Here is a 19,772-nt window from a genome sequence, read left to right as displayed (position 1 = left end):
CATCGGGGAGTCAAGCTTGAACATTCGTAAATTTGTCGGCGCAACGAGTCGTGACGCGCTGCGTCTCGTTCGTGAAGCACTGGGCTCCGATGCAGTCGTGTTGTCGAATCGCACCATTGAAGACGGCACCGTCGAAATCGTCGCGCTCGCCGATAGCGATCTCGCCGCAATTTCGCCTGCGCAACAGGGTGCCGATGGCGCCGGTTTCGGGCCGACTCTCGGTGGTGGTAACAGTGGTAACGGCAATATCGGCAGTGGACTGAATAGTGGCAATGGAAATACCGGCGCGAGCACGGGCTTCAGCGCAGGTAGCCTGGCAGGCACGAGCGCGGGCATGGGCAGCGGCTTCGGCGCGACCAGCAACGTAACGATGAGCACGGGCTTCAGCGGTGCGCCGGCCGCGCGTTCGGCGGCGTCGATGCCGTCGATGTCGGTCAATCCGTACGCCAGCGGCATGCCTGATGTTTTCTCGTCTGTGTTCGGCGCGAGCCCGGAAGCCGGCTCGGGCACGGAGCGCGCGGCAACGGGCAGCACCGAAGCGGAATTGCACGAAACCAGCACATCGACAGGCAACACGGGCGCCGCAGCATCCAGCCCGCGTACATCCGATGACGCGCGCGTCGAGATCCGTTCCGAAGCGCGGAGCGAAAGCCGTCTGGATGGGCGTGCGGAGGGTCGTCCGCAAGGTCGTCCGGACAACCGGATCGAAGTGCGCTCCGATGCGTCCACCCCGCCGCCCGCCATGATGCCGCCGCCGGCTATCGCCGAGACGCCGGCGCGTCAACGCTCGATGGTCGAAACGAATCCCTGGCTGATCGATCATGCGCGCCGTATTGCGGCGCAGGATGTGGTGCACACGACGAAGCCGGTGATGACACCGGCCGCCGCCATGGCGCGCGGTCTGGGCACGCCGGTCGAAATCCCGGCGACGATCGACGATCCGGCGACGCCCGAATGGGCGCGCGAAGCGGCCGAACTCGCCGCTCGCCGCGCCGCGCAGCGCGTCGCGCCGGCCGTGCAGGCCGACGTCAAGGGCGCGGCGAACCCGCTTGCCGGCTTGCCCGCCAGCGCCGCTGCTGCCATCACCGAGGGCATCAAGGCGCGCATGGAGCAGATCGTCAACGAGACGGTCATGAACGAACTTGCGTCGATGCGCGGCATGATGGAAGAGCAGTTCACCGGCCTTCTGTGGGCCGACCATCAGCGCCGCAGCCCGACGCACGCAGCACTGACCAAGCACCTGTTCGCCGCGGGTTTCTCCGCGCAACTGGTGAAGATGATGGTCGAGAACCTGCCGCGGGTCGACAGCATGGAAGCCGGCATGGAGTGGGTTCACTCGGTGCTCGGCTCGAACCTGCCGGTGATGGAAAACGAAGACGCGCTGATGGAGCGCGGCGGCGTGTTCGCGCTGATGGGCCCGACGGGCGTCGGCAAGACGACCACGACCGCGAAGCTCGCCGCGCGCTGTGTGATGCGCTTCGGCGCGAGCAAGGTCGCGCTGCTGACGACCGACAGCTACCGGATTGGCGGCCACGAACAGCTGCGCATTTTCGGCAAGATCCTCGGCGTCTCCGTGCATGCCGTGAAAGACGGCGCGGACCTGCAACTCGCGCTTACCGAACTGCGCAACAAGCACATCGTCCTGATCGACACGATCGGCATGAGCCAGCGCGACCGTTCGGTGTCGGACCAGATCGCCATGCTGTGCGGAACGGGCCAGCCGGTGCAGCGTTTGCTGCTGCTGAACGCGACAAGCCACGGCGACACGCTCAATGAAGTCGTCCAGGCGTATCAGAGATCGCCGAATAACCAGGCGCTCGCCGGCTGCATCCTGACCAAGCTCGACGAGGCGACCAACCTCGGCAGCGTGCTGGACACGGTGATCCGCTACAAGCTGCCGGTGCACTACGTGTCGACCGGCCAGAAGGTGCCGGAGAACCTCTACGTCGCCACGAAGAAATTCCTGATCAAGAGTGCGTTCTGTATTCCGCGCGACGGCTCGCCGTTCGTGCCGCACGACGACGATATTCCGGCGCTGCTGTCGGCGCTGTCGGCGCGTTCGACGGCCGATCTGCACGAGGTTCGCTTTGGATAAGTTTGTGCTCGATCAGGCGGAAGGCTTGCGACGTCTGCTCAGCCGGTCCGGTTCGCGCGTGGTGGCGGTAACGGGCGGTTCGCCCGGTGTGGGATGCACGACCACGGTCGTGAACCTCGCGGCCGCGCTGTCCGAACTGGGCAGGGATGTGCTGGTGATCGACGAGCGCTTTGGCAAGAACTCGGTGAACGGGATGCTCGGCGGTGTGCGCGGCGCGGGCAACTTTACGGCGGTCGTGCGCGGCGAGATGGCGCTGACAGAAGCCGTCGGCCGGCACGCGCTTGGGTTTGGCGTGCTGGTCGCATCGCGTGGAAATCGTGAAGGCTGCACGCCGGAACAGCTTGCCGTTCTGCTCACAGGACCGGCCGACGTCGTGCTGATCGACGCGGAACTCGATCGTGATGGCGCGCTTTCGGCGCTTGCGATGCAGGCGAACGACGTGGTGATCGTCACGCGCATTGACGCGCAGGCAATTACCGACGCGTACGCGTGCATGAAGCGTTTGCATTTCGCGCACGCGATCCCGCAGTTTCGCGTGCTCGTGAATCACGTTCAGAGCGCGGCGGACGCGCGTATCGCGTTCGAGAATCTGGCGGGCGTGGCGGGGCGGTATCTGACGGTTGCGCTGGAAGAAGCCGGTTGCATCACGGCCGATGTGCGGATGGCACGGGCCATGGCGTTGTCGCGGTGTGTCGTCGATGCGTTTCCGTCGACACCGGCTGCGCGCGACTACCGGCATGTCGCTGCCGAACTGCAGTACTGGCCGATGCGGCCAGCGATGTCGTCACGGACGCCCGGAGTGGCCTCCGCGACAGTAACAGCGGCGAAACACGCCGACCAACCGTCTGCGCAGCACGCCTGAGAGGCGGAGCGCGGAGACAAGGGGAGCACGATGTACAACGCTCAGGGAAAGATCTCACAGGCCGATGTCCTGGCAAAGTACGCACCGCTGGTGCGGCGCCTTGGCCTGCAGCTCGTCGCCAAGATGCCGGCGAGTGTCGATCTCGACGACCTGATTCAGGCCGGCATGATCGGCCTGCTGGATGCGGCGAGCCGGTACAAGGAAGACCAGGGCGCGCAGTTCGAAACCTACGCGAGCCAACGGATTCGCGGCGCGATGCTCGATGAGCTGCGCAGCAACGACTGGCTCCCGCGCAGCCTGCGTCGCACGTCGCGCGAAGTGGAAACGGCGGTGCACAAGGTCGAACAGAATCTGGGCCGTTCGGCGAGTGAAACGGAGATCGCCGATCACCTGAACATGCCGCTCGACGAATATCAGTCGATGCTGCAGGACCTGCACGGCAGCCAGCTGATCTACTACGAAGACTTCGACCGTTCCGCCGATGACGAGCCGTTCCTCGACCGTTACTGCGTCGACCATTCGGACCCGCTGTCGGCGCTGCTCGACGACAGCCTGCGCTCGGCGCTGGTGGAAGCGATCGACCGGTTGCCCGACCGCGAAAAACTGCTGATGTCGCTGTACTACGAACGCGGACTGAACCTGCGCGAGATCGGCGCGGTGATGGAAGTCAGCGAATCGCGCGTGTGCCAGCTGCATAGCCAGGCGGTGGCGCGGCTGCGGACGCGTCTGCGTGAGATGGCGTGGGCGGGGGCGGAGGCGGGTTGACAGGCCGAGCCCCTCGCTGCCGCACATGCCGCATTCGCAGCACATCTACGCTCTCCTGTTCATCGTCGATGCAATAGACGATGACGTAGTTCGCCGCGACCACGATCTCCCGTGTGCCGGCGACGCGACCTTCCCGGTACAGCCGCGGATGCGTCGCCAGCAAATCAGCCTTGTTACGCACGAGCGCGCCGAATTCCTGGGCGGCGACGGGATTGCCGGTGGCGATGAAATCAATGATGTCGAGCAACTGCTCCAGTGCACGTGGCCGCCAGATCACCCTCATAGGCCAGCTTTCCGTTTGCCGGTTTTGACATACGCCGAAAGACGCGCCTCCAGCTGGGCCATCGCATCGGCGTGATCGATGCCGCGCTGCGACGGATCGCGGATTTCAGCGAGGCCCGCCTCCACATCGGCGATGAAGGCTGCGTGTTCAGCGGCGGCTTCGTGCTTCGCTTTCATGTCGGCTGCTGAATCGGGACGGTTCCAGCTCCGACGCGGCGCGTCAGGATTCCAGTCGCCCAGAGCGAAACGGCCTTCGGCAACGCCGAGCTCCCACAGCACCTTCAATGCTCCCACCGGATCGCGAAACACGCGGCGCTGCCGGCCGTTCGACGTCACCAGTTCAGCGAGCCCGCGCTCCCGCGTCTCGAACTCGAGGTAGAACCCGCCTTCTTCCGCGCGTAGTACGGCGGATACGACACCGCCGGATTTCACGGCGGCAGAGGCCTGGGCAAGATCAAAAGTGGCGAGGTTCATGAGCACTCCGGGACGATCGTCGGTGAAAATTCGATCGATGGAGTGTAGCATTGAGGGCCACGGAATGCAGCTATTCGTGGCAGTAATTGCAGTTCTAAGTGCGGTTTCCAATTTCAGCGATCTCCCGGAAGAATGCGCGTGGCCTTTGCGCCTGGCGACGGACCATCACGCGGGACAGTTCACCGATATTTGAAACGAAGCGACGCGCGAGCGACACCTGGCCGGATGGCCAGTGCAGGCGGGAGATCACCAGGAAAGAGGGTTTTGCGCCTGGAAACCGGCAGCACGAAGCTGCCGGCTAGCGCAAACGAGGCAAAACGAGGCAAAACCAGAAAGCAGGCGACAGAATGCCAGGCGCCGCTCAAAGCCCGCTGGTCGACGGAATCCGTCCGTCCGGGCCGTAAAACCCGACGCGCTCGGTGCCAACCGCAACATTGAGCGCCGTCAGCGCGCGCTGGTTGTATTCCATCCGCGTGCGGATCAGTGCGCCATTCGTGGTGTTGAAGCGCCGCGCGCGCTCGGCGGCCTTTTGCAGCAGCGACCATTGCGCTGCCAGCCGCGCGTCACCGCCCGCCGCCAGCTCCATACCCTGCCAGCCGGCCGGATAGCCGAGTTCCGCCAGCTGCGCGTCGCGCAATTGCTCCAGCGTGGAGAGTCTTCCGACGAGTTCGGTTTTCTTTTCGACGATCGGCGGCAGCGTTTCAAGCGGCTCGACCGCCGTGAGTGCCTTCTCTTCGAGGGCGAGAACGGAGGCGAAGGCTTCGACGGTCGAATATTCGTCGATGACAGTGGAAAGCAGGGCGTCTTTCATCACAACTCGCTAAACACGCCGGCCCGCGCCTTGCACGCGGACCCAGTTTGACAAATGCCGCCCGGCTAGAGGCGCACCATGCACCGGTGCGTCAATCAGTTGCCGGCCGACGGGCTCTTCTTTTGCAGCAGGTTGCGTGCCGTTTCCAGCACGCCGTCAGCGATCTTGCCGGTATCGATCTTCAGCGTGCCGTCCTTGATCGCCTGGCGGATCGATTCGACACTGGCCGTATCGATGTCAGCCGAGCCGGATGCGGCGAGGCTATGCAGATGCGCCGACAGTCCCGACAGACTGACGCTCGCGTCGCCCGACGACGCATTGCCTGCCGTCTGCGCTGCGGCACCAGCCGCGGTCGCGCCCGAACTGGCCGGCGCGGCGTCGCTGCCTTGCTGCGTACGCTGCAGACTGTCTTTCAACGTCTGCAGACCTGAATTGGATGTGGAATCGACTTTCACGATTGGCTTCCTGAACGATTTGAATCTTATAACGGCATTCACGAATCGAAACTTTAGCTCAATCGTACCGCCTGCTCCCCCTCTGTTCCCCGCCGCTAACGCCCGAAAACCGGGCATTCCGGCCCCGAAATCCTAAAGCTGGATCTCGACGGTTCCACCGTCTTTCACAATGCCCTGAATCACCTGGCCGCCAGCCGTTTTGACCCGAACCGGCTGGCCCGGCGCGGCGTTGTTCATCGCGCTGCCTTCCGCCGAAATCGCAAAACCCTGACCTTGCGCGACGACCTTCACGGTCTGGCCGATGGTCACCGATGACGCGCTCTTCAGCATGTCCAGACGAAGTGGCAGGCCAGCCGCGACGCGCATCGTCGTCGCCGAGCCGACGGCCTGCGACGGGTCCGTCACGACCGACTGCGGCAGCATCGTCAGATCGCCTTCGCGGGCGACGAGATCGGCGGCGCTCAGCGTCTCGCCGGGGTTCATCGCACGCGAGGCGACGTAATAGTTCGCGTGCACCGTGATGCGCGCCTGCATGTACATCGTCCACGGGCGCTCGCCCGCGCAGCGCACGCCGACGGTCGTGCGGCCCCAGAGACGCGTGCCGGTCGGCATGAAGGGTTCGAAGGTCGTGCAGGCGGCGAGTCCGCGCGGGAAGACCTGCGCGACCGTGATCTCGACCTTGCCCGGCAGGCCGACGACCTGTTGCTGGAGGAACGCGAGCGCGGCGCGGTGGACCGCTTCGCCGTCCTGCTGTCCAGCGGGAACCGGTTGCGAAGGTTGCGTGGGCTGAACGGCTTGCAGCGCGGCAGCCTGCACCTGGGGTCTGGCCTGCGTCTGCGGTTGTGAAGCGGCGGCGCCCGCACCCGCACCACGCGTCGCTACATAGCCATTCACCGCACGCGTATTGCCTGCAGAGACGCCGAGTTGAGGCGGTTCACCACGCGAAGCGAGACTGTCGAAGCCAGCCGAAGCAGCGCCGACCGGTGGATTCACTGCAACGGGTTGCACAGGCGCAGTCGCCCGCGCGGCCGGCTGCGAAGGCGTGACGACAACCGGCATCGCCTGGCGCGCGGCCGGTTGCATGCTGACGCGCATCACGCCCTGAGGCTGGGCAGGCGCAGCAGCAGGCCCTTCACCCGCGCCGGGAACCAGGATCGCGCCATCCGCTTTGGCGGCATTGGCGAACCGGTCGATGTTGTTGCGATCGTTCGATGGCGTGAAACCGCCGGGCGTCTGCATTCCACCCGCCGCAGCACGCGGTGCAACAGGCGCCGGTGCATTCACCCGCTCGGCCATCGCGGCAAGCGCGCCGGGATTCGTCTCTGCGGGCCCCGCGATCACAATCGGCCCGCTGGACTCTTCGGCAGAAGCACCGCAAGGCAACGCCACGCCAGCCATGCAGGAAGCCAGCACCACCCACGCCGCCAGCGTCCGCGCGGCGCCCGCACCGGCGCGACGCGCGGTACGCGGGAGATCGGAAGCGGACAGGGCCATGGTGTTTCTCCATCGAATGCATCAGTACGAATCGCATTCTAGAGAGCGCCGATCTCAGGCAAACGTTGAATAGAGGCCGGCTTCCCCGGTTATTCGTCCGATTGCCGGTTGCGCCCGCCCCCTAATATCCATCACATGCAAAAAGGCCTTCATGGTCGCCATCAACGTTCGCCGCGCCTCGCGCAACGCGCACATCGGCCGATCAGGAAGCCCCGGACCGTCATGGGGAAAGATCAATGCTGGACAAACTCGATGCCGAATTCGCTTTTGGCCGTCAGGCGCTCGATGTGCGCGCCTATCGGCAGGAACTGCTGTCTTCGAATATCGCCAACGCCGACACGCCCGGCTACAAGGCACGTGATGTCGACTTCTCGTCGTCGCTGGCTGGCGCGCTGAAGAAGAGCGCCGGCGCCGTTCAGGGCGCATCCAATACGTCGCCGCTCGCGATGACGCAACCCGCGGGCGTGACGAGCGGCATGTCGATGGTCTCGACCGCGCCGGGACATCTGGCGGGCAAGCAGAGCCTGCAGGCAACCGGCGGCCCGACCGACGACTTCGGCACGGTCGCGTATCGCATTCCGACGCAACCGTCGCTCGACGGCAATACCGTCGACCTCGACGCCGAGCGCGTGCATTTCGCCGACAACTCGCTGCACTACGAGTCCGGCATGACAGTGCTGTCGCAACAGATCAAGACCATGCTCTCGGCGATCACGTCGGGCACGTAAGCAAGGCACGCACAGCACATGCAGCACATGCAGTACGCAGGAACAGCACGCAACCCGCATCACCGCATTTGAGTACCGCTGGAAACCACACGCTACGGGATTAATAGCCGGACACACCGGCAAGAGAGGTCGAGAAGCCATGCCTTCCCTGATGAATATTTTCAACGTCGCCGGTTCGGCGATGTCCGCGCAGTCGCAGCGGCTCAACGTCACGGCGTCGAACCTTGCGAACGCGGACAGCACGACCGGCCCTGACGGCCAGCCATACAAGGCCAAGCAGGTCGTGTTCGGCGTGAGCCCGATCGGCGGCAGCGCGCGCACGCGCTCCGGCCAGCAGATCGGCGGCGTCCAGGTGACAGGCGTCGTCGACGACCCGACGCCGATGAAAACGTCGTACGAGCCAGGCAATCCGGCTGCGAACGCCGACGGTTACGTCACGCTGCCCAACGTCGACCCGGTGCAGGAAATGGTCAACATGATCTCGGCCTCGCGCTCGTATCAGGCCAACGTCGAAACACTGAATACCGCGAAGCAGCTGATGCTGAAAACGCTAACGATCGGAACCTGAGGAGCATTTCCTTGACGACCAACACTTCTATTGGCAACAACGGCGCGAACGTATCGCAGACGCTGCTCGATACGATGAACGGCACGAGCAGCAGTTCTTCGAGCTCGTCTTCGAGTGCCACGAGCGGGACCGCGCTGCAGAACACGTTCCTGCAACTGCTCATCGCGCAGATGAAGAATCAGGACCCGACGAACCCGATGGACAGCTCGCAGATGACTTCGCAGCTCGCCCAGATCAACACGGTGACGGGTATCAGCCAGCTGAATACGTCGCTGACGTCGCTTGCGTCACAGCTGACCGCCGGCCAGCAGACGCAGGCCGCGAACCTGATCGGTACGACGGTGCTGGCCCCGGGCAACACGTTCACGGTTGCGAGCGGCAAGGCGACCGGCTTCGGCGTCACGCTCGCGAACGATGCGTCCGACCTGCAGATTACCGTCAAGAACAAGGCCGGCACAATCGTCAACACGATCGACCTCGGCAAGCAGTCGGCAGGCACGGTCCCGGTCGGCTGGACGCCGGTCGACGCGGCTGGCAACGCGCTGCCGGACGGCACCTACACGATCACCGCGAGCGGCACGGTCGGCGGCAAGGCTGCGACCGCGACGACGTTGTCCGCCGGCACCGTTCAAGGCGTGATCAAGCAAACGGACGGCACGGCAGGTCTCGTGCTGTCGACGGGCAGCACGGTCGGCTTGTCGTCGATCGCCGCCATCATCTAACTGCGTCCAGATACTTCAGATACGGAGAATGTCATGGGTTACCAGCAAGGTTTGAGTGGTCTGGCTGGCGCATCGAGCGACCTCGATGTGATCGGCAACAACATCGCTAACGCGAACACAGTGGGTTTCAAGCAGGGTTCGGCACAGTTCGCCGACATGTACGCCAATTCGGTGGCCACCGCAGTGAATACGCAGATCGGTATCGGCTCGCGTCTCGCTTCCGTGCAGCAACAGTTTTCGCAAGGCACGATCAACACGACGAACCAGGCCCTCGACGTCGCGATCAACGGCAATGGTTTCTTCCAGATGTCGAACAACGGCTCGCTGACGTATTCGCGTAACGGCGTGTTCCAGCTCGACAAGAACGGTTTCATCATCAACGCCGACGGCCTGAAGCTGATGGGCTATGCGGCCAACGCGAACGGCGTCATCAACTCGGCAAACACCGTGCCGCTGAAGGTGCCGACCGCGAACATCGCGCCGACCGAGACGACGACGATCACGGCCGGCCTGAACCTGAACGCGCAGGACCCGCTGATTCTCGGCACGCCTTCTGTGACGCCTGGCGGCGCTTATGCGGCGACCGGCACCGCAGCAATCACCAACAACGTAGCCGGCACGAACGCCAACACCTATGCGGTCACGTTCAACGCCACGGGGACGGCGTACACCGTGTCCGTCAATGGGGGCGCGCCGTCCGCGGCCATAGCCTACACGGCGGGCACGGCGATCACGCTCGGCACCGGCGAAACGCTGACGCTTTCAGGCGGCGCGCTGGCAGGCGGCGAGGTCTATACCGTGGCGCCGACCGCCAAGCCGTTCAACCAGACCGACAACACCACATACAGCTACCCGACTTCGGTGCCGGTGTACGACTCGCTGGGCGGCGCGCAGCAGGTCGACATGTATTTCGTGAAGACGGCCGCAGGCTCGTGGGATGTGTACGCAGGCGTCTCGACCGGTACGGCGAGCAAGATCGGCACGGCGAAGTTCGACACGTCGGGCAACCTGCTGAGCACGACCGACGCCGCCGGCGTCGCGACCGCCACGCCGCTCGCATTCGATTTCAAGATCCCGACCACCGACGGTTCGGCCACGCCGCAAAGCCTGCAACTGCGCATCGGCGGCACGACGCAGTTCGGCAGCAAGGACGGCACGAATGCGCTCGACCAGAACGGTTTCGCCGCCGGCACGCTGACGAACTTCACGATCGGCACCGACGGCACGCTGACGGGTAACTACTCGAACGGCCAGACGGCAGCACTCGGTCAGGTCGTGCTCGCGAACTTCGCGAACCAGAACGGTCTCGTGAACCTCGGCAACAACCAGTACGAAGCGACGGCCGCTTCGGGTGTCGCGCAGATCTCGACGCCGGGCAGCACGAACCACGGCACGCTGCAGGGCGGCGCGGTGGAAAACTCGAACGTCGATCTGACGAGCGAGCTGGTGAACCTGATCACGGCGCAGCGCAACTACCAGGCGAACGCGCAGACGATCAAGACCCAGCAGGCTGTCGATAACACGCTCATCAACCTGTAAGCGCAGCACGCACCGACACCATCATGGACCGGCTCATATACACCGCGATGTCGGGCGCCACGCAGGCGCTCGAACAGCAGGCTCTGGTCGCGAACAACCTCGCGAACACGTCGACAACGGGTTTTCGCGCGCAACTCGCGACTTTCCGGGCCGTGCCGATGGCGTTCGGCGACGGCAGCGCCGTCAACAACGATACGACGCGCACCTTCGTGCTGTCGTCGACGCCGGGCGCGGACTACACGCCCGGCCCGATCCAGCAGACCGGCAACCCGCTCGACGTCGCCATCCAGGGCCCGGGCTGGCTGTCGGTGCTGACGGCCGACGGCAACGAGGCGTACACGCGCGCCGGCAACCTGCACGTCGACCAGAACGGTCAGATCGTGACGGCGAACAACCTGCCGGTGGTGGGCAACGGCGGCCCGCTGTCGGTGCCGCCGGACTCGCAGGTGACGATCGGTAAGGACGGCACGATCTCCGCGCTGATCCCGGGCGATCCGCCGACGTCGATTGCGATCATCGACCAGCTGAAGCTGGTGAACCCGGCGCCGGGCACGATGACGCGCGGCGACGACGGCCTCTTTCGCACCAGCGACGGCAACCCTGCCGACGCCGACCCGAATGTGATCGTCACGGCAGGCGCGCTCGAAGGCAGCAACGTGAACCCAGTCGCCGCGATGGTCTCGATGATCACCAACGCGCGTCAGTTCCAGATGCAGACGAAGATGATCGAGTCCGCCGACCAGAATGAACAGTCGGCCAACAAGCTGCTCGACTTCAGTTAATACGGACTGCAGGCACGCCTGCACTCAGGGAGAAGAATCACCGTGAACCGCTCACTCTATATCGCCGCAACCGGCATGAATGCGCAGCAGGCGCAGATGGACACGATCTCGAACAACCTCGCGAACGTCAGCACGAATGGCTTCAAGGGCTCGCGCGCCGTGTTCGAGGATCTGCTGTATCAAACCACCCGCCAGCCGGGCGCGAACTCGACGCAACAGACCGAACTGCCGTCCGGTCTTCAGGTCGGCACGGGCGTGCAGCAGGTCGCAACGGAGCGTCTGTACACGCAGGGCAACCTGCAGCAGACCGGCAATTCGAAGGACGTCGCGATCAACGGCCAGGGCTTCTTCCAGGTCCTGATGCCGGACGGCACGAACGCCTACACGCGCGACGGCTCGTTCCAGACGAACGCGCAGGGTCAGCTCGTGACGTCGAGCGGCTATCAGGTCATTCCGGCCATCACGATTCCGCAGAACGCGACCTCGCTCACGATCGGTAGCGACGGCGTGGTGTCGATCACGCAGGCCGGTTCCAGCACGAGCACGCAGATCGGCTCGATGCAGATCGCCACCTTCATCAACCCGACCGGCCTCGATGCGAAGGGCGAAAACCTGTTCGCCGAAACGTCGTCATCGGGTGCGCCGATCGTGTCGCAACCGGGCCTGAACGGCGCGGGCTCGCTGAATCAGGGCTACGTGGAAGCGTCGAACGTGAACGTCGTGCAGGAACTGGTCAACATGATCCAGACCCAGCGCGCGTACGAAATCAACAGCAAGGCCGTGACGACGTCCGACCAGATGCTGCAGACCTTGAGCCAGATGCCGGTCTGACCGATCGGTACATGACAGGGTTAAAAGAGACGGTAATCACGATGTCGCACTTCATCCGTATCCCGGCAATCACGCGTGGCGCGCGCAGCGGCCTGCTGCTCGCGCTCGCCTGCACGTTCGCGGCCGCCCTCGGCGGCTGCGGGCTCGTGCCGACGCAGCCGATCATCCAGCAGCCGATGACGGCCACGCCGCCGGTCCCGCCGGTGCTGCAGTCGCCCGGCTCGATCTTCAACCCGGGCTATGCGGGCCGGCCGCTTTTCGAAGACCAGCGGCCGCGTAATGTCGGCGACATCCTGACCATCGTGATCGCGGAAAACATCAACGCGACGAAGTCATCGGGCGCGAATGCGAACCGTGACGGCACGACGAAATTCGGCGTGCCGACGGCCGGCTTCCTCGGCGGCTTTTTCGGCAAGCTGAACCTCGACGCAAGCGGCGACAACACGTTCAAGGCAGCGGGCGGCGCGAATGCGTCGAACACGTTCAACGGCACGATCACGGTGACCGTGACGAGCGTGCTGCCGAACGGCAACCTGAACGTGAGCGGCGAAAAGCAGATGCTGATCAACCAGGGCAATGAGTTCGTGCGCTTCTCCGGTGTCGTCAATCCGAATACGATCTCCGGCCTCAATGCGGTGTACTCGACCCAGGTCGCCGACGCGAAGATCGAATACTCCGCGAAGGGCTATATCAACGAGGCCCAGAACATGGGCTGGCTGCAACGCTTCTTCCTTAACCTCGCGCCGTGGTGATCATGAGCCCCGCACTTTTCAGCCGCGCCGGCTCGGCCCGTCATTCACGCCTCGGCAACGTCTGCCGCGCGCTGGCGCTGTTCGCGCTGGCGTGCGTGGCGCTGCCGGTCACCGCCCCTGTGGCGCATGCCGAACGTCTGAAGGACCTCGTGCAGATTCAGGGCGTGCGCGACAACCCGCTGATCGGCTATGGCCTCGTCGTCGGTCTCGACGGCACGGGCGACCAGACCACACAGACGCCGTTCACGACGCAGACGCTCGCGAACATGCTCGCGAACCTCGGCATCGCGATCAACAACCAGTCGGCGGGCCAGAATACGGGCGGCTCGTCGTCACTGACCAGCATGCAGTTGAAGAACGTTGCCGCCGTGATGGTGACCGCGACGCTGCCGCCTTTCGCACGTCCCGGCGAAGCGATCGACGTCACGGTGTCGTCGCTCGGTAACGCGAAGAGTCTGCGCGGCGGCACGCTGCTGCTCACGCCGTTGAAGGGCGCGGACGGCGCAGTGTATGCGCTGGCACAGGGCAACATGGCCGTGGGCGGCGCAGGCGCCAGCGCGAACGGCAGCAAGGTACAGGTCAACCAGCTCGCGGCAGGCCGCATCACGGGCGGCGCGATCATCGAGCGCGCGGTGCAGACGACGATTTCGCAGTCGGGCACGATGCAGCTCGAACTCAACGACATGGATTACGACACGACGCAGCGCATCACCGCGGCCGTGAACAATGCGTTCGGTTTCGGCACGGCTGTCGCGCTCGATGGCCGCACGATCCAGCTGCGTGCGCCGGCCGATCCGGCGCAGCAGGTGCAGTTCATGGCGCAGTTGCAGAACCTCGACGTGAAGCCCGCGCAGGCCGCCGCGAAGGTGATCCTGAACGCGCGCACCGGCTCGATCGTGATGAACCAGATGGTGACGCTGCAGAACTGCGCGGTCGCGCACGGCAATCTGTCGGTGATCGTCAATACGCAGCCGGTGGTCAGCCAGCCGGGCGCGTTCTCGAATGGCCAGACCGTGGTCGCGCAGCAGTCGCAGATCCAGCTCAAGCAGGATAACGGCGCGATCAAGCTCCTCAGCGCAGGCGCGAACCTCGCTGAAGTTGTGAAGGCGCTCAACGCGCTCGGCGCCACGCCCGCGGATCTGATGTCGATCCTGCAGGCGATGAAGGCCGCCGGTTCGCTGCGCGCCGAACTCGAAATCATCTAAGGAACTGCGATGAATTCAGATCCTACAAGCGCTGCAAACGACCTGTCGCAGCGCTTCGCGCTCGACGTGCAGGGTTTCGACGCCATGCGCGCACAGGCAAAAAGCTCGCCGCAGGAAGCGATGAAGTCGGCGGCGAAGCAGTTCGACGCCGTGTTCACGCAAATGATGTTGAAGAGCATGCGCGACGCGACGCCGTCCGACGGCCCGTTCGATTCGCACGACACGGCCACCTTCACGTCGATGATGGACCAGCAGCTCGCGCAGCAGATGTCGAACAAGGGCATCGGCGTGGCGGATGCGATGCTCAAGCAGTTGATGCGCAATTCCGGCATGCAGGTGGGCGACGCGAACGCGGGCAACAACGCCGCGCTCAACGCACTCGCGAAGGCTTACGCGAATCCGGCAAATAACGGCGCGCTGCAATCCGGCCGCGGTTATTCGGCGAACAGCGCCTTGACGCCGCCGATGAAGGGCGATGGCAGCTCGCCGAAGGTCGACGCGTTCGTCGATCGTCTTGCCGCATCGGCGCAGGCTGCGAGCGAGGCGACCGGCATTCCGGCGCGTTTCATCATCGGCCAGGCCGCGCTCGAATCGGGCTGGGGCAAGAACGAGATCAAGAAGCTGGACGGCTCGACCAGCCACAACGTCTTCGGCATCAAGGCGACGAAAGACTGGACGGGCAAGACGGTCTCGACGGTCACGACCGAATACGTCGACGGCAAGCCGCAACGCGTGGTCGAAAAATTTCGCGCCTACGATTCGTACGAAGAGGCGATGACCGACTACGCGAGCATGCTGAAGTCGAATCCGCGTTACGCGCAGGTGCTCAATACCTCGCACGATGCAAATGGATTTGCGACCGGCATGCAGCGCGCCGGCTACGCGACCGACCCGCATTACGCGAAAAAGCTCATTTCGATCATGCAGAAGATGGGTTGATGCAGGTTTGCGGTAGTAGCGAACGGATCCGTTCACGCCACTCCGCGCCGGCTTCCCGCGCCAGCACGGATTAAATGTTTGCCGAAAAAAATTAACGACGACGCCCTAAACTTTGGGTTGGCGCTGCCGCTAATCAGATAGACCCGATACCGGAAAGGAATGATAGCGTTCCGGTTGAACGCGCGTTTAAAGGCGACGGATGATGGCTCGCTGAAAAAGAAGCCGCCATTTCCGCCCGACAGACCCGCCCGCAAGAACAGGCAAACGGCAAGAACATGGATACCAACCAGTCGAACGGCGACAACAACCAGGCGGAAGACGCCGGAAGCGGCCACGATTTCGGCCGCAGGAACCCGCTGGAAATCGGCGTTCAGCTACGCAATCTCGTCACCCGCGGCGACTTTCTGACCGTGCAGTACAAGGGCGGACAGCTCGTCACGAAGATCCTGGATGTGGATGTGCGCGCCCGGACTTTCACGTTCGACTGGGGCGGGCTTCCCGAGCAGAACGCGGGTCTGCTCGCCGCGCCGCGCGGCCGTTTTCACGCGTCGCCGGATGGCGTGCGCGTCGAGTTTTCGACCCCCACGCCGCGTGAGACGGAGTTTGAAGGCCGTCCCGCGTTCGTCGCCGAATTCCCGGAAGTGCTCTTCTACGTGCAGCGTCGCGAGTATTTCCGCGTCGACGCACCGGTGCTCAATCCGTACGTCTGCAAAGGCAAGTTCGAGGACGGCAGCCCCTTCCGCTTCGAAGTGCACGACCTGTCGCTCGGCGGTGTCGGCACGCGCACGACCGATGAGCGCGTCGCCGAACTGCCGATGGGCGCGATGTTTCCCGATTGCGAGCTGGTTCTCGGCGCGCTCGGCACGCTGCATCTCGATCTCGAACTCGTCTCCCATCGCGCGATGACGCAGCCGAACGGCGCGGTGCGCTATCAACTCGGCTTCCGTTTCATCACGCTGCCGGGCAATGCGGAAAACACACTTCAACGGCTCATCACACAGCTCGAAATGAAGCGGCGCTCGCTGGTGCGCGCGTAAAAAACAGAGACGTGCGGCCAGCGCAAAAGCCGCGTCGCGTGACGCAAGTGGCCCTCAATCTTTTCGCTGGCGGGCCGATATACATGATGTTCAGTCAACTCGGCGGCGCATCAGCGTCGCCTCTCAGGATGACGCATGTCCAGTAACCTTTTCAACATCGGCCTCAGCGGACTCAACGCAGCCCAATGGGGGCTGACGACGACCGGCCAGAACATCAGCAACCAGGCGACGCCCGGTTATTCGATCGAACGTCCTGTCTACTCGGAAACGAGCGGACAGTACACCGGCTCCGGCTATTTGCCGCAGGGCGTGTCGACGACGACCGTCCAGCGCCAGTGGAGCCAGTATCTGGCGAGCGAGTTGAACAACGCGCAGTCGAGTGCCGGTTCGCTGTCGACGTACTACAACATGATCTCGCAGTTGAACAACCTGGTCGGCAGCCCGACCTCCGGTATTTCGACTGCGATCACGAGCTACTTCACCGGCCTGCAGAACGTCGCCAACAACGCATCCGATAACGCGATGCGTCAGAGCGCGATGAGCAACGCGCAGTCGCTCGCTGACCAGATCAACGCGACCGGCCAGCAGTACGACCAGTTGCGCACGAGCGTGAACACGCAGCTCACCGATACCGTCGCGCAGGTCAACACCTACACCGCGCAGATCGCGGCGCTGAACGGACAGATCGCCGCGCAGAGCACGTCGGGCCAGCCGCCGAACCAGCTGCTCGACCAGCGTGACCTCGCCGTGTCGAACCTGTCGCAGCTCGTCGGCGTGCAGGTCGTGCAGAACAGCAGCGGTTACAGCGTGTTCATGGGCAACGGCCAGCCGCTCGTGATGAGCGACAAGAGCTTCAATCTGAAAACGCAGGGGTCGACGGGTGATCCGACGGAGCTTTCGGTAGCGTACGCCGGCCTCGCGGGCGCGAACCCGGCGCCGACGCCGCAGGTCCTGTCGGATTCGGCGAACGTCGGCGGCCAGCTGGGCGGGCTGCTCACGTTCCGCAGCCAGTCGCTGGATCCGGCCGAAGCACAGCTCGGCGCGATCGCGACGAGCTTCGCCGCGCAGGTGAATGCACAAAACGCGCTCGGTATCGACCTCTCGGGCAACAAGGGCGGCGCGCTCTTCACGGTCGGCTCGCCGACCGTCTACGCAAACTCGAAGAACACCAGCGCGGCCACGTTGAGCGCATCGTTCGCGAACGCAGCGCAGCCGACGACGGGCGACTACACGCTGGCCTTCGACGGCACGAACTACACGCTGACGGACACGGCAACGGGCAGCGTCGTCGGCACGGCGACCAGCCTGGCGGCGCCGATCGGCGGCCTGCAGTTCTCAGTAACCGGCGCGATGAACGCCGGCGACAAGTTCACCGTCGAGCCGACGCGCGGCGCGCTGAACAACTTCGCGCTGACAACTTCGACCGGCTCGGCGATCGCGGCGTCGGCACCGGTGCTGGCATCGGCGACAACGGGGAACAGCGGCACCGGCCAGATCACGCAGGGTTCGGTGACGGCGGGCTACACGCTGCCGACGTCGACCACGACGCTGACGTACAACTCGGGCACCGGCCAGCTGACCGGCTTCCCGGTGGGCTCGGTCGTCACGATAGGCGGTACGCCGCCGACGACAGTCACCATCGCCACGGCAGCCACGGGCGTGCCGTACAACCCCGCGACGGGCGCGACGCTGACGATCAACGCAGGTGTGCCACCGGTGCCGGCTGCCGGCTGGATGAATGGCGTGACGGTGACCCTGAGCGGCACGCCTTCGAACAACGACACGTTCACGATCGCCGCGAACACGGGCGGCGGCAAGGACGGCCGTAATGCGCAGTTGCTGTCGGCGCTTGTCACGGCCCAGCAGTTGAACGGCGGCACAGTGACGTTGACGAACGCCTACGCGAACTATGTCAACAACGTCGGTAACCAGACGAACCAGGTGCAGACGTCGAGCAAGGCACAGGCCTCGCTCGTCACGCAGATCACGACCGCGCAGCAGGCGGTCTCGGGTGTGAACATCAACGAGGAAGCTGCGAACCTGCTGCAGTACCAGCAGGCGTATCAGGCGAACAGCAAGGTGATCCAGACCGCCAATACGTTGTTCCAGACCATCCTCGGCATTTTCAATTGAGGCGTTGAACGCATATGCGCATTTCTACGACCCAGTATTTCGGCATGAACGTCCAGACGATGGACGACCAGCAAAGCCAGCTCACGCAGCTGTATCAGCAACTGTCGAGCGGCGTGAGCCTTTCGACGCCGTCGGACAATCCGGTCGGCGCAGCGCAGGCGGTGCAGCTGAGCATGCAGGGCGCGACGCTGTCGCAGTACTCGAGCAACCAGAACACCGCGCTCTCGTCGTTGCAGGCGGAAGATTCGACGCTCGGTACGGTCAACACCATCCTGACGAACATCAACACGCTGCTCGTGCGTGCCGGCGACGGTTCGCTGAACGACGGCGACCGCAGCGCACTCGCGACCCAGTTGCAGGGGCTGCGTGGCCAACTGCTCTCGCAGGCGAATGCCACGGACGGCTCGGGCAACTTCCTGTTCTCGGGTTACCAGACGACGGCGCAGCCGTTCGGCACGAGCGCGAGCGGCGCTGTGCAGTACAACGGCGATAGTGGTGTGCAGAACGTGCAGGTAACGAGTACGCGTCAGATCGCGACTGGGGACAACGGGCAGCAGGTGTTCCTCGGCGTTGCGCCGGTCGGCACGAATTCGATTCCGGCGGGCAATCCGGCCAACACGGGCACGGGCACCATTGGCGCGGTCAGCACGGGTAATGCGGCAAGCCCGACCAACGCGGACAAGTACACGATCAACTTCACGAGCCCGACCACCTACACGGTGACGGACGTGACGGCCGCGACCACGACCGCGCCGCAGCCCTACACATCGGGCACGGCGATCACGCTGGGTGGACAGAGCGTCGCGATTTCGGGTGTGCCGGCCACGGGCGACTCGTTCTCGGTGACGCCGGCGACGCAGGCGGGCACGGACGTGTTCGCGAACATCGACGCGATGGTGACGGCGCTGCAGACGCCGGTGACCCCGGGCGCGGGCACGGCGAACCTGAACAACGCGCTCGCGACGGGCATGAGCAAGCTGGCGAACACGCTGAACAACGTGATCACGGTTCAGGCTTCGGTGGGCGGACGGGAGAATGAAGTGCAGGCGTTGCAGACGGTCACGCAGAGCAACAGCCTGCAGACGCAAAGCAACCTGGCGGACCTGACGCAGACGAACCTGACGCAGGTGATCAGCAAATACACGATGACGCAGTTCTCGCTGCAGGCGGCGCAGCAGGGTTTTTCGATGATCCAGAAGATGTCGCTGTTTAATTACATCGGGAATTGATGTAGCAGGTTTTGTGGTGCGGATGTGAGAGCGGCCCGGGTCTGTGAAGACCCGGGCCGCTCTCGTTTA

The 19,772-nt window shown here is 64.3% G+C and carries 20 protein-coding genes; 15 read left to right on the top strand and 5 right to left on the bottom strand.

Annotated elements, in window-relative coordinates:
• The first annotated feature begins 16 nt into the window (after positions 1–16).
• Genes flhF through P3T16_RS00600 form a run of 3 tightly spaced genes read left to right on the top strand, consistent with a single transcriptional unit; the run spans position 17 to position 3,722 of the window.
• Positions 17–2,095 carry a flagellar biosynthesis protein FlhF gene (gene flhF, locus P3T16_RS00610; RefSeq protein WP_429340792.1) on the top strand — a complete coding sequence of 693 codons (2,079 nt, stop codon included), beginning with the start codon at positions 17–19 and terminating at the stop codon, positions 2,093–2,095.
• Entirely contained in the window at positions 2,088–2,957 is an 870-nt protein-coding gene (locus tag P3T16_RS00605; protein ID WP_429340791.1) for a MinD/ParA family protein, read from the top strand. The genes flhF and P3T16_RS00605 overlap by 8 nt, the downstream gene beginning before the upstream one ends.
• Positions 2,958–2,987: 30 nt before the next feature.
• Complete coding sequence (locus P3T16_RS00600) at positions 2,988–3,722, top strand: RNA polymerase sigma factor FliA (protein ID WP_429340790.1); 735 nt, start codon at positions 2,988–2,990, stop codon at positions 3,720–3,722.
• On the opposite strand, the gene P3T16_RS00595 is transcribed toward P3T16_RS00600, so the two are convergent.
• The 5 genes from P3T16_RS00595 to flgA all read right to left on the bottom strand — a co-directional run bounded on the left by P3T16_RS00595 (position 3,625) and on the right by flgA (position 7,238).
• The gene (locus P3T16_RS00595; protein ID WP_429340789.1) at positions 3,625–4,005 is read right to left on the bottom strand and encodes a type II toxin-antitoxin system RelE/ParE family toxin; all 381 of its coding nucleotides are present in this window, start codon (positions 4,003–4,005) and stop codon (positions 3,625–3,627) included. The two genes, P3T16_RS00600 and P3T16_RS00595, sit on opposite strands and share 98 nt — an antisense overlap.
• A complete protein-coding gene (locus tag P3T16_RS00590) occupies positions 4,002–4,478 on the bottom strand; it encodes a hypothetical protein (protein ID WP_429340788.1) in 477 nt (158 codons plus the stop codon). Before P3T16_RS00590 ends, P3T16_RS00595 begins: the two co-directional genes overlap by 4 nt.
• A gap of 361 nt (positions 4,479–4,839) precedes the next feature.
• Positions 4,840–5,289, bottom strand: coding sequence for a flagella synthesis protein FlgN (locus tag P3T16_RS00585; protein ID WP_429340787.1), 450 nt, complete (start codon positions 5,287–5,289; stop codon positions 4,840–4,842).
• A gap of 95 nt (positions 5,290–5,384) precedes the next feature.
• Positions 5,385–5,744: a flagellar biosynthesis anti-sigma factor FlgM gene (gene flgM / locus P3T16_RS00580; RefSeq protein ID WP_429340786.1), complete on the bottom strand. Its 360-nt coding sequence runs from the start codon at positions 5,742–5,744 to the stop codon at positions 5,385–5,387.
• Positions 5,745–5,876: 132 nt separating this feature from the next.
• Positions 5,877–7,238, bottom strand: coding sequence for a flagellar basal body P-ring formation chaperone FlgA (gene flgA / locus P3T16_RS00575; RefSeq protein WP_429340785.1), 1,362 nt, complete (start codon positions 7,236–7,238; stop codon positions 5,877–5,879).
• 236 nt (positions 7,239–7,474) lie between these two features.
• Between flgA and flgB the strand changes: the two genes are divergently transcribed.
• The 12 genes from flgB (at position 7,475) to flgL (ending at position 19,703) form a co-directional block, all read left to right on the top strand.
• Positions 7,475–7,966 carry a flagellar basal body rod protein FlgB gene (flgB, locus tag P3T16_RS00570; RefSeq protein WP_429340784.1) on the top strand — a complete coding sequence of 164 codons (492 nt, stop codon included), beginning with the start codon at positions 7,475–7,477 and terminating at the stop codon, positions 7,964–7,966.
• Positions 7,967–8,105: 139 nt separating this feature from the next.
• Positions 8,106–8,534, top strand: a complete 429-nt coding sequence (gene flgC / locus P3T16_RS00565; RefSeq protein ID WP_429258293.1) for a flagellar basal body rod protein FlgC — start codon at positions 8,106–8,108, stop codon at positions 8,532–8,534.
• Between the two features lie 11 nt (positions 8,535–8,545).
• Positions 8,546–9,256: a flagellar hook assembly protein FlgD gene (gene flgD, locus P3T16_RS00560; protein WP_429340783.1), complete on the top strand. Its 711-nt coding sequence runs from the start codon at positions 8,546–8,548 to the stop codon at positions 9,254–9,256.
• 33 nt (positions 9,257–9,289) lie between these two features.
• Positions 9,290–10,795 carry a flagellar hook protein FlgE gene (locus P3T16_RS00555; RefSeq protein WP_429340782.1) on the top strand — a complete coding sequence of 502 codons (1,506 nt, stop codon included), beginning with the start codon at positions 9,290–9,292 and terminating at the stop codon, positions 10,793–10,795.
• A 23-nt stretch (positions 10,796–10,818) separates the two neighbouring features.
• A complete protein-coding gene (gene flgF, locus P3T16_RS00550) occupies positions 10,819–11,577 on the top strand; it encodes a flagellar basal-body rod protein FlgF (protein WP_429258290.1) in 759 nt (252 codons plus the stop codon).
• A 42-nt stretch (positions 11,578–11,619) separates the two neighbouring features.
• The gene (gene flgG, locus P3T16_RS00545; protein ID WP_429258289.1) at positions 11,620–12,408 is read left to right on the top strand and encodes a flagellar basal-body rod protein FlgG; all 789 of its coding nucleotides are present in this window, start codon (positions 11,620–11,622) and stop codon (positions 12,406–12,408) included.
• Positions 12,409–12,449: 41 nt separating this feature from the next.
• A complete protein-coding gene (gene flgH, locus P3T16_RS00540) occupies positions 12,450–13,160 on the top strand; it encodes a flagellar basal body L-ring protein FlgH (protein WP_429258356.1) in 711 nt (236 codons plus the stop codon).
• A gap of 2 nt (positions 13,161–13,162) precedes the next feature.
• Positions 13,163–14,365 (top strand): flagellar basal body P-ring protein FlgI, encoded by a 1,203-nt coding sequence (locus P3T16_RS00535; protein WP_429258288.1) that lies wholly within the window; start codon positions 13,163–13,165, stop codon positions 14,363–14,365.
• A 9-nt stretch (positions 14,366–14,374) separates the two neighbouring features.
• Positions 14,375–15,304, top strand: a complete 930-nt coding sequence (gene flgJ / locus P3T16_RS00530; protein WP_429340781.1) for a flagellar assembly peptidoglycan hydrolase FlgJ — start codon at positions 14,375–14,377, stop codon at positions 15,302–15,304.
• Between the two features lie 275 nt (positions 15,305–15,579).
• A complete protein-coding gene (locus P3T16_RS00525; RefSeq protein WP_429340780.1) occupies positions 15,580–16,341 on the top strand; it encodes a flagellar brake protein in 762 nt (253 codons plus the stop codon).
• Between the two features lie 135 nt (positions 16,342–16,476).
• A complete protein-coding gene (gene flgK / locus P3T16_RS00520; protein WP_429340779.1) occupies positions 16,477–18,474 on the top strand; it encodes a flagellar hook-associated protein FlgK in 1,998 nt (665 codons plus the stop codon).
• Between the two features lie 14 nt (positions 18,475–18,488).
• Positions 18,489–19,703 (top strand): flagellar hook-associated protein FlgL, encoded by a 1,215-nt coding sequence (gene flgL / locus P3T16_RS00515; protein WP_429340778.1) that lies wholly within the window; start codon positions 18,489–18,491, stop codon positions 19,701–19,703.
• Positions 19,704–19,772: the final 69 nt, after the last annotated feature.

It is taken from the genome of Paraburkholderia sp. GAS42 (assembly GCF_050436565.1).
GTDB lineage: Bacteria > Pseudomonadota > Gammaproteobacteria > Burkholderiales > Burkholderiaceae > Paraburkholderia.
Note: the sequence above shows the minus strand (reverse complement) of the source record. Positions and strands in the feature narration are given on the sequence as shown.

What these genes read in the sequence shown, in the direction of transcription:
- P3T16_RS00600 (WP_429340790.1), top strand. Translation starts at nt 2,988, where the DNA reads ATGTACAACGCTCAGGGAAAGATCTCACAGGCCGATGTCCTGGCAAAG.
- P3T16_RS00595 (WP_429340789.1), bottom strand. Translation starts at nt 4,005, where the DNA reads ATGAGGGTGATCTGGCGGCCACGTGCACTGGAGCAGTTGCTCGACATC.
- P3T16_RS00590 (WP_429340788.1), bottom strand. Translation starts at nt 4,478, where the DNA reads ATGAACCTCGCCACTTTTGATCTTGCCCAGGCCTCTGCCGCCGTGAAA.
- P3T16_RS00585 (WP_429340787.1), bottom strand. Translation starts at nt 5,289, where the DNA reads ATGAAAGACGCCCTGCTTTCCACTGTCATCGACGAATATTCGACCGTC.
- flgA (WP_429340785.1), bottom strand. Translation starts at nt 7,238, where the DNA reads ATGGCCCTGTCCGCTTCCGATCTCCCGCGTACCGCGCGTCGCGCCGGT.
- flgB (WP_429340784.1), top strand. Translation starts at nt 7,475, where the DNA reads ATGCTGGACAAACTCGATGCCGAATTCGCTTTTGGCCGTCAGGCGCTC.
- flgC (WP_429258293.1), top strand. Translation starts at nt 8,106, where the DNA reads ATGCCTTCCCTGATGAATATTTTCAACGTCGCCGGTTCGGCGATGTCC.
- P3T16_RS00555 (WP_429340782.1), top strand. Translation starts at nt 9,290, where the DNA reads ATGGGTTACCAGCAAGGTTTGAGTGGTCTGGCTGGCGCATCGAGCGAC.
- flgF (WP_429258290.1), top strand. Translation starts at nt 10,819, where the DNA reads ATGGACCGGCTCATATACACCGCGATGTCGGGCGCCACGCAGGCGCTC.
- flgH (WP_429258356.1), top strand. Translation starts at nt 12,450, where the DNA reads ATGTCGCACTTCATCCGTATCCCGGCAATCACGCGTGGCGCGCGCAGC.
- P3T16_RS00535 (WP_429258288.1), top strand. Translation starts at nt 13,163, where the DNA reads ATGAGCCCCGCACTTTTCAGCCGCGCCGGCTCGGCCCGTCATTCACGC.
- flgJ (WP_429340781.1), top strand. Translation starts at nt 14,375, where the DNA reads ATGAATTCAGATCCTACAAGCGCTGCAAACGACCTGTCGCAGCGCTTC.
- P3T16_RS00525 (WP_429340780.1), top strand. Translation starts at nt 15,580, where the DNA reads ATGGATACCAACCAGTCGAACGGCGACAACAACCAGGCGGAAGACGCC.
- flgK (WP_429340779.1), top strand. Translation starts at nt 16,477, where the DNA reads ATGTCCAGTAACCTTTTCAACATCGGCCTCAGCGGACTCAACGCAGCC.
- flgL (WP_429340778.1), top strand. Translation starts at nt 18,489, where the DNA reads ATGCGCATTTCTACGACCCAGTATTTCGGCATGAACGTCCAGACGATG.